This window comes from Paenibacillus sp. J2L1-98 (assembly GCF_056269405.1).
The window spans coordinates 155,309-167,888 of sequence record NZ_JBWDNW010000006.1; the positions used below are offsets into that span (position 1 = coordinate 155,309).

A 12,580-nucleotide genomic window follows, 5' to 3' on the forward strand; every position below is an offset into this window, starting at 1 on the left:
ATATGGCTACTATCAAGGATTTGCGTGAGCAGGAAGAAGGCCGGGTATTGCCGATGGACTGGGGAAAGATCCAGTGGCTGTGCGGCAAGGAGATTGATCCGGAGTCGGAAATGACGTTCGGCATGGTTTATATCGATGCCGGCAAAGCAAACACGAGGCACATTCATCCCAATTGCGAGGAAATTATATTCGTTTTAAGCGGCGAATGCGACCACTCGCTAGGGGATGAGGTGTTCCATTTGGAGCCGGGGATGATGCTGCGGATTCCACGAGGCGTTCCGCATCATGCTAAAGTGACAAGCTGGGAGCCTTGCCGTATGATTATTGCGTATTCCGCACCTGACCGGCAAACGATTGGAGAATAGTGTTTAGCGGCGTTCCTTTCCATTTGGAAAGAAACGCCGCTTTTTTTTATTCTTAAGAAAATGGAAATTCGTCATAGTTCTTAAAAAACCAGCAGTGAATACAAAAGAAACTTCATTTCATAAGCTGAAAGGATCATCCATAATTAAAAAAAGGATGACTTTTTTGTGCTGTACAAAGATCATCCTTAAAAATCTATTTATATCTTATTTAGGAGGAGCCGAATGAAACGTAGAGCTGTATTTCATTTCAGAGATCAATGGAGGCGTCTGCTGGCAGTAGTTGTAGCAGTGACCATGTTTTCAACGCTTGCGCCGATTGGAGCGGTTTCAGCGGAGGAATCGGGTGCCGGGGAAACGGCGGGATCAGGTTATACCGTCGAAATTAATGAAACCGTTACCAATGGTTTTACTCATCCGGGTGTCGGAGTAACCAAAGCGATTCTAGAAAACATGAGAACACAGGTGTTAGCTCAAAAAGAACCTTGGTATTCCTATTACAAGGCCATGACTGTATCTTCATCCGCTTCAAAAACGGTTACGTCCAGCAACGAGAGCTCTACGGATCCGACGAAACCTGCCGTCACTGCTTTCGACAGTCAGGGTTTTAATCAGAGATTTATAACCGATGGATTGAAAGCGTATACACAAGCGCTTATGTACTATATAACCGGCGAAGAGGTTTATCGGGCAAATGCGATGCATATTATCCGCATATGGTCCCAGATGGATCCCGCGAAATATCAATATTTTACTGATGCGCATATTCATACGGGCATTCCGCTCAACCGGATGGTCACTGCTGCTGAAATCTTAAGGTATTCCAGTTATCAAGCCGAAGAGCTGAAGTGGACGGACAAAGATACGGCCGATTTTACGAATAACCTGATTACGCCGGCAATCGAAACCTTTATGCATGATAACAACCATTTTATGAATCAGCATAATTATCCTTTGCTCGGAGCGATGGCCGGTTATATCTTTACCGAAAACAGAGAGAGATATAATGAGGCTGTCGAATGGGCCACCGTTAATAAGACGGCAGTAAATCAGGGTTTCAACGGATCGATCAAGCAGCTGTTCCGGCTGATCGACACCAATGCAGCGACAGGCGAGAAATTGGACAAGCCGGTCGTACAGCATGTGGAGATGGGACGAGACCAGGCGCATGGCGCCGGTGACTTAACGAATTCGGCAATCCTGTCGCGTATGTTTATCGCCCAAGGAACCAAAGTCGACCCGGTGGAAGGAACCGTATCCACCAATGACGATGCTGTAGGCTATTATGAGTTTCTGGATGATCGATTTTTAGCCGCTGCCGACTTTTTTTGGAAGTACATGCTCGGATATGACACGCCTTGGGTACCCGTTCCGTTCTCCACTCATCCGGATGGGACGATATGGGGCATCTATCAGAAGTTCTCGGACTCTTACAAAGGAAGAACGAATACGGCATTGTTTTGGGATATGTACTATTACTATACGTATGTAAAAGGGGTCAATCTAGCGGAGAAAGCTCCATACTTATATGAAGCATTTACCAAGCGAAGCCCTTCTAATTATTACTATAAAGGGGCCTTTTCTCAGGCTTGGGATAGTGTCGATGGAGGCGGAGACTTCTGGATTTACATTCCGCAGGAGGCTGAGACCGAGGGGGCAAAGTATCTTCCCAAGGAGCAGCCAAATGCAGCGTTGGTAGAGCCAGAAGAGCGGTACACGAAATTTGACGGCAATACCGCTGCCATGCAAGAAGGAGATACCTCCTATGTGGAGTTTACGGCAACGCCGGAAGGAAGCAAGATTGCCGTACAGAATCTGTCGTATGCTGATCGCACGAATTCGCGTCTCATCGGATTAAAGTTCCGGACAGACGGCACAGCTAAATTAGAGTTGAGCAAAGAAATAGGTTCGACGCCTTACCATTCGTTGACGCTGCCGGATACGCAGGGCCAGTGGAAATATATAACCTATGACATGGGAATCAGTCAAGTGTCCTATGGGCAGCTTGACGGCGATTACAGCCTTGTTTTTATGAATGTAAAAGGAAACGGTACGAAAGTCGACATTGACCACTTCAATGTCAAAGCAGGCGAACAACTGACACCTCCGGTATTTAAAACAGGAAAGCCGGATTTGAATATCATTGCTTTTGCCGGGGCGCCTGTGACTTTGGATTTTTCCGCTACCGATTCGGGCACGGCGGATGTCATTGCTTATGAGCTTTCGAATAAGCCGGAAGGCGTTGCGTTCAATACGGGTACAGGAGCATTTTCCTGGGAGCCGACGCAAGCCGGAACGTATTCTTTTATCGCCCAGGCTTCTGACGGCACTACGCTTACAACCAAGAATGTCAATATTATCGTCGCCGGTGACCGGGTTTCGGCAGCAGCAGCCGCAACGGCGCTTTACAATCCAAACACCAGCTACGTAACCGTATCGCTGAATCATTATCAAGCCAAGTATAATGAAACGATGAGTCAGATTGAGACTGCGTCGGATGCAGCTTTCTATCAGCAATTGGCAATCTTGAGGAGCGCGGCCGAAAGTCTTCAGTTGTTGACCCCTTCATTAAAAGACGGAAGCATAGATTATACCAATATTGTAACATCCACCTTTGGCAACGCGATTTCGCTGCTCGTGGATGGCAATGATAACACGTTTCCGGGCTATACGCTGGCTCCGTATCCGAATTTGTACCATATCCTGGATTTCGGTCCGGATTATAAAGTTTCGGCCGATGCTTTTGCTTTCGAAGGCAGGATGAATTTTACGGACCGCATGGCGGGTATGACAGTATTCGGGTCCAACGACGGGGACAATTGGACGCGGATCACCTCCGGGCAAACGCCGTTTGTCGATGACATGACAACACTTCAAGTGGATGATGCATACAAAAATGTGAAATTCCGATTAATCAAAATGGAAATGATTGATCCTCAGCCGGATGTTCTTCGCGGTAATATTCTGAATTTGCTTGAACTCGGCGAATTCAGAATCTATGGAGAGCGCCACGAGACGAATAACAAGCTGGAGTCGGTTTCGATTGGCTCCGATCAGAGCATCAACGGCAGAATTGTGCTGGGCAATACGGCAAAATTAACGATCAAAGCAAAAGAAACGATCAATAACGTAACTGTAAAGATTCAAGGCCAAGATGCAGCGATCAGCACGCAGGACAATATCAACTGGACGGCTGTGGCGACCTTGAATGGAAGTGTACAAACAGGCCCGGTTAAATTCTCCATCGACTACAAAAAGAATGACGGGACAATTGGAGAAACAACGTATTTTACAACCGACAACTCCAAGCTGTATCTAGCCGATGAGTCGGATCTGATTCAAAATGTGGTTGGCATTACCAAATTAATTGACTCCACTACAAGTTCAGGAAGAACAGCAGCAGAAACATTGAAACAGACAAATTATTTATTTGACAACAATACCAGCACGTCTTCCGACTACCGCTTAAACGGCGGCGGATCGGGAAGCTACATTATCTTTGACTTTAAAGAAGGTAATCAAGCCGCGCTTTCCGGTGTGGAGGTGCTTGCAAGACAAGATAATAATTTATATTCCAGAATCAGGGGGGCAATTGTCCAGGGGTCCAATGATAATGTGACGTGGACGACTCTTTCGAAAGCAGCGTCCTCTACAGCGGTTTGGCAAACGTTGGCGGTTAGCGCCCCCGCATCGTACCGTTATATCCGCATGTACAATCCGAATGGATGGTTTGGCAATATGGCTGAACTGAGATTGCACGGGGTAGTGAAAGCGGCAGACCTGACGCCTCCGGTGACAACAGATGATGCGCCGCAGGGATGGGTAAATACGGATACGAAGGTAAGCTTTAATGCTGCTGATGCAGATTCCGGCGTTGCGTCAACCTATTACACCGTAGACGGCGGCGCGCAGCAAACCGGGAATGCGGTTACGTTGACCGCAGAGGGAACGCACACGTTAGTCTATTGGAGTGTAGACTTTGCAGGCAACGTTGAAGCCGCGCACACCGTTGTCGTTAACATCGATAAGACTGTAATTGAGGCATCCGTGGATCCCGCTGCGCCAAATGGTTTGAACGGATGGTATACAGTGCCTGTTGCGATGACATTGTCGCCATCAGATAAGGCGGGATACAGTCTGGATGGCGGGAACAATTGGACGGTCTACGACGCGCCAGTTGTCTTGAATCAAGAGGGAACGCATCGGATATTGTATCGTATCGTAAACAGACCATTTGAAGCGAAAGCACTGGATGTCAAAATCGATCTTACAGCTCCTATCGTGGAAATAGCTGGCGCGTCATCATACACGATCGATCAGCAAATAGCCATTTCCTGCAGCGCAACCGATGTCATTTCGAGCGTATACCGTTCATCATGCGGCAATCCATTGGTTCAAACTAAGGCCTATACCTTGGAGCCTGGGGTTCATACTGTAACGGCGGAAGCGGAGGACATGGCGGGACAGCATCAGTCAATCGACTTCTCCTATTCCGTATATGCGACATTCGATAGCTTGGCCGCACTAACCGGATCGTTCGCGGCCGAGACGGGTGCACCGGGTTCGGAAAGCATCGCGGCATCGCTGAAGCTGAAGCTGGAAAGCGCCAAAGCGAAAGCCGCGCAAAGAAAAGGCGCGGAAGCGCGTAATCTGCTGCAAGCTTATATTCAAGATGTGAATAAGCAAAGCGGGAAAGTGTTCTCGGCGCAACAGGCAGCCGTGCTGGTCCGCTGGGCCAACTGGCTGCACGATGTGACGCCGCTTGCGGGCGGCGTTCCCGGGAAACCCGTGTTATCCGACAACAATGGGCAGGAAACGGGACTGAAGGACGGCAGCTACACCGTCACCATGAATATGTGGTGGGGGAATAATGGCACAACGTTCAAGCTGTACGAGAACGGCAAGCTGATCGCAACGAAGAGCCTGACCGATAAATCGCCGGCTGCACAGACCGTCGCAACAAATATAACAGGCAAAAAGAACGGAACTTACACGTATACCTGTGAACTGATCAACACCTACGGAACAACGGCATGCGCCGCGCTTGTCGTCAAAGTAACGGATGCTGCTCCCGGCAAACCGGTATTGTCCCACGACAATTGGGATAACAACGGCAGCTACAAGGTGACGATGAATATGTGGTGGGGAACGAACGGTTCCGAATATCGCTTGTATGAGGATGGGAAATTGATCGATACGTTGACGCTGGTTGAGTCTGGGACGAATGCCCAACATGCCGTAACAAATATTTCGGGCAGGGCACCTGGCGTTTACGAGTACCGTGGCGTGTTGGTGAACGCGGCGGGTGAAACCTCCAGCGAGACGATCACGATTACGGTCTCACAATAAAATGAGGGCAGCAATGGACAACATAACGGTTGCAACTGTAACCGTCACAGTACCTCATGAACAATCCGGTAATCACTAAGAAGAATCATGATACGTTACGGGAGAAGGGCCTAAGCGCCCTCCTCCTTATAATAGGGGGCAATTATTCATTTTTGTATTTGAATATCAAAGTGGAGGGATGGATTATGAAGAAAAATGGTTACTTCATTTGCCCCGCGATATAATCTGCCGTGCGAATCGCCAGAGCCACGGTCGTTAGAGTGGGATTGGCGCCTCCAGAGGAAGGCAAAACGCTGTTATCAGCTACATAGAGGCCGGATATGCCGTGGATTTGACCATAACGGTTCGTTGCGGAGGTCAATGGATTGTCGCCCATCCGGCACGTCCCCGTATCATGGAAAGGTCTTCCCGGCGGGCGCATACAGATGTCGGGCACGCCGTTTTTGGTTACCAACTGCGTTCCCATAGCTTCGGATGCACGTATGAGGCCATTCGCCATTTGGCGAATGACGAATTGATCTTTCTCGCTATAGGAGAAGTTGACCCGGATCAGCGTTACGCCATATTCGTCTCTTCGCTCGGGATCGAGGCTCACTTTGTTTTCAAACCGCGGCTCGACCTTGCCGAAACCGAGCAGGCCAACTTCCAGTTTATCGCTGACAAGTTTTTCCTCATATTGAGACCAGAAATTCGAGCCGATTTGGATTTGATAGGGCCGCAGATTGGAGTACGGAACCAGGATACCCAGATTTCCTATAATCTCCGGAAACTGCTCGCGTCCGATAAGGGAGGGAGTAAACACACTGGAATGGTTCGTTAAGTAATGGCCAATTGCATTCCCCGGAATTCCGGAGTACAGCAAGAGGCAGGGAGTTTCCAGCGTACTCGCCGAAACGACGACTGTTTTCGCTTTGAGGAAATAAGGTTTTTTATCCTTCGACATGACCCATACTCCCGATACGCCTCCGTGCTCCGTCACAATTTGGACGGCTCTTGCTCTGACCGCCAAATCAAATGAAAGCTCATTTAAAGCTCTTCCGAGGAACACGATCGAGCTGAAAATAACATTGGAATGAATTTGTCCATAGCTTGTTGCTTCCATGTCGGCGGCTACCGGAGTGCGTATCGCTTCCGGAAAGCCGTTTTTTCTCATGCGGTTAAGCAGCGTTTCCGTAAAGGAGCCTTGCGCGTAAAATGGCGTTACATTCATTACTTCTTCGGCAATGTTATAGTATGAATCCATCTCTTGGGGAGAGATTGGCCAGTCCTTCAGATCGGAAGCATGCATCCGCGGGCATACCGCACCCCAAAATATCGTTCTTCCGCCAAGCAGCGAAATGAGCAGCGCACCTGGAAATTCCGGAAGGAAATCGCCAATGGGCTTTGAAATGAGGGGATTGGCTAAATAACTGTTCGCCCGGCTGCCGTTCATTGTAGCGATGTTTTGTACATGGGTAGGCATTGGGGCTTCACCGGATTCTACCATTCCGATCTTTTTTCCTTGTTTTTTCCACTGCTCGCAAAGCCTCAACAGAACTGCACCTCCCCCGGCGCCGCTACCTATAATGACCACATCGTAATCCGTTTGCGCCATCTTCTCCAAAGGAGTGGTCGGAATCCATTCCGGCATAAATTGTGAAGGAATATCAGGAGGGCAAATGGGGAGAGCGGGACCGTTTATGGTGGGCCGGTTTGACCGGGGGAGGGTCACTTTTCTGCCGGGGATATTCATGTCGGGATTTTTAATTTGCGGATTAAGGAAAAGGAGAGCCCGTAGGTCGACATTTTGCCCACCCGTTCATCACAATGAGATGAAACATCAATCTCTGCATATTAATGGAAATAGTATTACCAGTAAGAAACCATTATAATCGAAGCCCAATCTGAAATGACCTCTGGATGGAATAGTTTCTATGCGGACGTGAATCGGAATGTATTTCTTCTATTGGTAGGCAATAGTGCGGAAATTCAATAGGGAAATGACGGATACGTGAAAGATAGAAAGGCTGCGGTGTTCTATCATAATAGATAAGAACAACCATTCAAGTAATGAAGCTCATCCAATCGAGACGGGGGTATGTGATCAAATGACGATTGCGGCAGGTATTAATATTTTTTCCGTTTACAGGGAACTAGGCGAAGATTATTTTGGGACGCTGGAGAAGGTCGCCGAAGCAGGGTATGAAAATATTGAGCTTATCGGATTCAATATGAAGACTTTTAAACGTTATATCGATGAGATTCCTGTGGAATCGGTTAGAGATAAATTGCGGGAGCTTGGACTTAAGGCGGTCTCCGTTCATGAGGGCACTGCACCGGGTCAAGAACTGATTTCGCATGATTGGGACAGTGTGATGAAGTACTATGCGGGCCTTGAATGTGAAGGCATCGTACTTCCGTCCGTGTGGATAAAAGACCGTGAGGACACGCTGAGAGCAGCTGAACAGATGAACAGCATCGGCAAGAAAATGAAAGAGGGCGGCTTTCAGTTCTATCTGCACAATCATGCCCATGAGTTTAAGACGATCGGCGATCAAACGCTGTTCGACCTGCTTTTGCAAAATACCGATCCATCCTATGTGAAATTTGAAATTGATCTGGCATGGGTGATGCGTGCGGGTATAGATCCGGTTGCCGTTCTGGAGAAGCTTGGAGACCGCTGCGATATGATCCATCAGAAGGATTTAAGCAAAAACCTTGCGACCCAGCTTAATATTATGGAGGCTATGCGGCAGGGCGGCGACGAATCGCTTGAATCATTTGAAGTCTACCGGAAATATGTAGGCCCTGGCGATTTCGTTGATCTCGGCACCGGTATTTTCGATTTTGCCGCCGTGTACGAGCAAATCCGGTCAATGGGACATGTCCGTTATGCGCTCGTTGAGAACGAGGGCGAGTCGGAGGACAAGTTTGGCAGCATCCGCAAAGATCTAACCTTACTGCAAAAATTTGTGTAGACCATAAGGAGGAGATAATAACATGAACAATAAAAAATTGAAGATCGGAATCATCGGATGCGGCGGTATTGCCAACCAAAAACATATGCCATCGTTAGCCAAACTTCCGCAATTGGGCGAAATGGTAGCATTCTGCGATGTCATTGAAGAGAGCGCCCGGAAAGCGGCCAAAAATTTCGGCAGCGAAGATGCTAAGGTTTACGTTGATTATAAGGAATTGCTAAAGGATGAATCCATCGATGTTGTCCATGTCCTGACCCCTAACCTGCAGCATTCCTATATAACGGTAGATGCGCTGGAAGCAGGCAAGCATGTGATGTGTGAAAAACCGATGGCCATCAATTCTATTGAAGCCAAAAAAATGGTGGATGCCGCGAAGCGGACAGGGAAGAAGCTGACGATAGGTTACCAGAACAGGTTTAGAAATGATTCTCAGATCTTGTATACAGCATGCCGCGAGGGTGAGCTTGGAGATATTTATCTATCCAAAGCGCATGCCGTTCGCAGACGGGGAGTGCCTACTTGGGGCGTATTCCTTGACAAAGAGCAGCAGGGCGGCGGGCCGTTGATCGATTTGGGAACCCATGCGCTGGATTTAGCATTATGGTTCATGGACAACTATAAGCCGAAATCGGTATCCGGTTCCGTTTTTCATAAAATGGCGGACAAGTATGAAGGCAATATGATGGGCCCATGGGATCCGCAAAAATATGATGTAGAAGACTCCGCATTCGGATTCATCAAGATGGAGAACGGAGCTACGATTTTCTTAGAAGCGGCATGGGCGCTAAATACAATTGATGCCAGAGAAGCGATGACTACGCTTTGCGGAACGGAGGGCGGAGCAGAAATGAGAGCCAGCTCTGTTCTAGGCAAAAACGATGTGATTTTTAACAGCACGAAGTACGGTCAGCTTGTAGAAACGAAACCGTCCTTCAGCGGCGGCATCGCCTATTTCGGCCCGGGTGCCGAGGAGGAGGGCGTGAAAGAGGCGAGACAATGGCTTGAAAGCATTATTAACGATACAGAGCCTCTCGTCAAACCGGAGCAGGCCTACGTTGTCACGCAAATATTAGAAGCTATTTATACTTCAGCCGAAACGGGCGAAGTCGTACATTTTTAATAGATATCTCCATTGAACCGCTTTAATTCGATTTTCTGAACCTATTCGCAGATCGTTATCCGATAACGGCGATTTAGTTTGATTTTGCCTAATTAATCAGCATATTGGGAGAGCAGCTTCTAAAAATGACCGATTACGTTTGCAAAATAGAGCTAATCCGCCATTCTCGCATTTCGAGTGCATTTTAGTTTTGTGAAATCGAATTAATAAACGAAATGTTGTCACTGAAAGCAGCAATCGATCGAAATAAAGAATTGGCGGTTCAGGACTAACCCCCTGTACCGCCATTTAACTTTTCGCGCCATTGTTGATCAAAGCAAGCTGTTTTCCAAGCTGGCTTACCACTTTTTCGCGGATTCCCCCTCTCTGCACGTGAGCGGGAATTCGCAAACAGGTCTGAATATTGAAAGTGAAAAGTCGGTAATTTGGTAGTTGGCCGCTTCAAATCGAACTACAATGAGGAAGACGGAGGAAGTGCCGAGTTTAAACCATTGGTCAAGGAGGCTGTACGGCAATGAATAAAGAATGGGCGAAAGAAAAAACGGAAGCGGTTTCATATATAACGAATGAAGGTGGTCCTACTTTAGGGTATTCGGACGATTCAGGCGTAAAGATTATTTTTGACGGAGGATTTGCGTTTAAAGACCTTAACAAAGACGGGAAGCTGGATAAGTATGAGGACTGGCGCTTGCCGGCCGACGTGCGGGCAAAGGATTTGGCTTCTAAAATGTCCATCCAGCAAATCGCCGGTCTGATGCTGTACAGCGCGCACCAGGCTGTACCGGCTTCGGGCGGATTTTTCCCCGCTGCTTATAACGGGAAGACATATGCGGAGAGCGGAGCGAAGCCGCATGATCTATCGGATGAACAAATTGAGTTTCTTACGAAAGATCATCTGCGGCATGTGCTGATTACTTCTGTTGAAAGCCCTGAAATTGCAGCCCGCTGGAATAATAAAGTCCAAGCCTTAGCGGAAGGCATCGGTCTCGGCATCCCGGCCAATAACAGCAGTGATCCGCGCCATGGCTCCGATGCCAGCAAAGAATATAATGCAGGGGTGGGAGGCGCGATTTCCATGTGGCCGGAAACGCTCGGACTTGCAGCGGCGTTTGATCCCGGGCTTGTGCAGCGGTTTGGCGAGATTGCCGCTAAGGAATACAGGGCGCTCGGCATTGCAACGGCTCTTTCCCCCCAGATCGATATCGCGACCGATCCGCGCTGGTCACGCTTTGACGGCACGTTCGGAGAAGATTCGAGACTATCGGCGGATTTGGCGAGAGCCTATATCGACGGCTTTCAGACTTCAACTTACGAGCAGCCGGCTTCGGACGGTTGGGGGCCAGGCAGCGTGAATGCGATGGTCAAGCACTGGCCGGGCGGCGGTTCCGGCGAAGGCGGCAGGGATGCTCATTTCGGATACGGCAAATATGCGGTATACCCGGGCAACAACTTCGAAGAGCATCTGGTTCCTTTCCTTGAAGGGGCCTTTCAATTGAAGGGAGGAACGGAGAAGGCTTCTGCCATCATGCCGTATTATACGATTTCGTATAATCAAGATCAGGCGAATGGAGAGAATGTCGGCAATTCCTACAACGCTCACATTATTGGCGATCTTCTTCGCAATAAATACGGCTACGACGGTGTCGTGTGCACCGACTGGGGCATAACGGACGACGAAGGCTCCGACATTAGCCGCTTGTTTCCGGGCGGTCGTTCATGGGGCGTTGAGCAGGGCTATTCCGTTGCGGAACGCCATTACAAGGCGCTTATGGCCGGAGTCGACCAATTCGGCGGAAATAATGATGCGGCTCCAATCCTTGAGGCGTACCTCATAGGCGTCGCCGAGCACGGCGAAGCCTACATGCGCCGGCGATTCGAGCAATCGGCCGAACGTCTTTTGAAAAATATGTTCCGGGTCGGCTTATTCGAAAACCCGTATTGCGTTACGGAAGAGACAGCACGAATTGTCGGCAATGCCGAATATATGACAGCCGGCTATGAAGCGCAGCTCAAATCAATTGTGCTGCTGAAGAACAAAGATCAGCTTCTTCCTCTGCAGAAAAGGAAGACAGCTTACATTCCTAAACGATACAGGCCGGCCGGCACGAACTGGATCGGCTTCCCTACTGCTGAGTTTGACGGCTATCCCGTTAATTTGGAAGTGATCCAGAAATACTTCAACGTGACGGATGACCCTGAGGCAGCAGATTTCGCAATCGTGTTCATAACAGGGGCTGATTCCGGCAGCGGATACAGTAAGGCCGATGCGGAAGCCGGCGGAAACGGCTACGTTCCGATCAGTCTGCAATATGCTCCCTATACGGCAGAGCACGCTAGAGAGCAGAGTATTGCCGGCGATGAAAGGGATGTGCTGAACCGCTCCTATAAAGGCAAAACGATAGCAGCAACGAATGGTTCGGACTTGGAAGCGGTGTTGAAAGCGAAGGAAGCGATGAACGGCAAGCCGGTAATTGTATCCCTTCAATTGTCGAAGCCTACGATCGTTGCGGAATTTGAAGCGGAAGTCGATGCAATTGTTGCTGCCTTCGGGGTACAGGATCAGGCGGTTCTGGACATTCTCACCGGTGAAGCGGAGCCTTCAGGACTGCTGCCGATGCAGATGCCGGCTAATATGAAGACCGTCGAAGAGCAATTGGAAGATGTTCCGCATGATATGGAGGTACATGTCGACTCCGAGGGGAATGCCTACGATTTTGCTTACGGTTTAAACTGGAGCGGCGTCATTAGCGATGAGAGGACGGGGCGCTACGCCAGGAGAAAATAGTCTG

6 protein-coding genes are annotated in these 12,580 nt (G+C 48.9%); 5 read left to right on the plus strand and 1 reads right to left on the minus strand.

All coding sequences use genetic code 11. The annotated features are described in order from the left end of the window. The first annotated feature begins 2 nt into the window (after positions 1–2). Positions 3–365: a cupin domain-containing protein gene (locus AC0YNZ_RS14225; RefSeq protein WP_475827213.1), complete on the plus strand. Its 363-nt coding sequence runs from the start codon at positions 3–5 to the stop codon at positions 363–365. A gap of 222 nt (positions 366–587) precedes the next feature. Then, positions 588–5,711 (plus strand): OmpL47-type beta-barrel domain-containing protein, encoded by a 5,124-nt coding sequence (locus AC0YNZ_RS14230; protein ID WP_475827214.1) that lies wholly within the window; start codon positions 588–590, stop codon positions 5,709–5,711. Positions 5,712–5,910: 199 nt separating this feature from the next. On the opposite strand, the gene AC0YNZ_RS14235 is transcribed toward AC0YNZ_RS14230, so the two are convergent. Further along, positions 5,911–7,305: a GMC oxidoreductase gene (locus tag AC0YNZ_RS14235; protein WP_475827215.1), complete on the minus strand. Its 1,395-nt coding sequence runs from the start codon at positions 7,303–7,305 to the stop codon at positions 5,911–5,913. A gap of 493 nt (positions 7,306–7,798) precedes the next feature. Between AC0YNZ_RS14235 and AC0YNZ_RS14240 the strand changes: the two genes are divergently transcribed. The 3 genes from AC0YNZ_RS14240 to AC0YNZ_RS14250 all read left to right on the plus strand — a co-directional run bounded on the left by AC0YNZ_RS14240 (position 7,799) and on the right by AC0YNZ_RS14250 (position 12,576). Then, positions 7,799–8,668, plus strand: coding sequence for a sugar phosphate isomerase/epimerase family protein (locus tag AC0YNZ_RS14240; protein ID WP_475827216.1), 870 nt, complete (start codon positions 7,799–7,801; stop codon positions 8,666–8,668). Between the two features lie 22 nt (positions 8,669–8,690). Beyond that, the gene (locus AC0YNZ_RS14245) at positions 8,691–9,791 is read left to right on the plus strand and encodes a Gfo/Idh/MocA family protein (RefSeq protein ID WP_475827217.1); all 1,101 of its coding nucleotides are present in this window, start codon (positions 8,691–8,693) and stop codon (positions 9,789–9,791) included. 514 nt (positions 9,792–10,305) lie between these two features. Then, entirely contained in the window at positions 10,306–12,576 is a 2,271-nt protein-coding gene (locus tag AC0YNZ_RS14250; protein WP_475827218.1) for a glycoside hydrolase family 3 protein, read from the plus strand. Positions 12,577–12,580 lie beyond the last annotated feature (4 nt).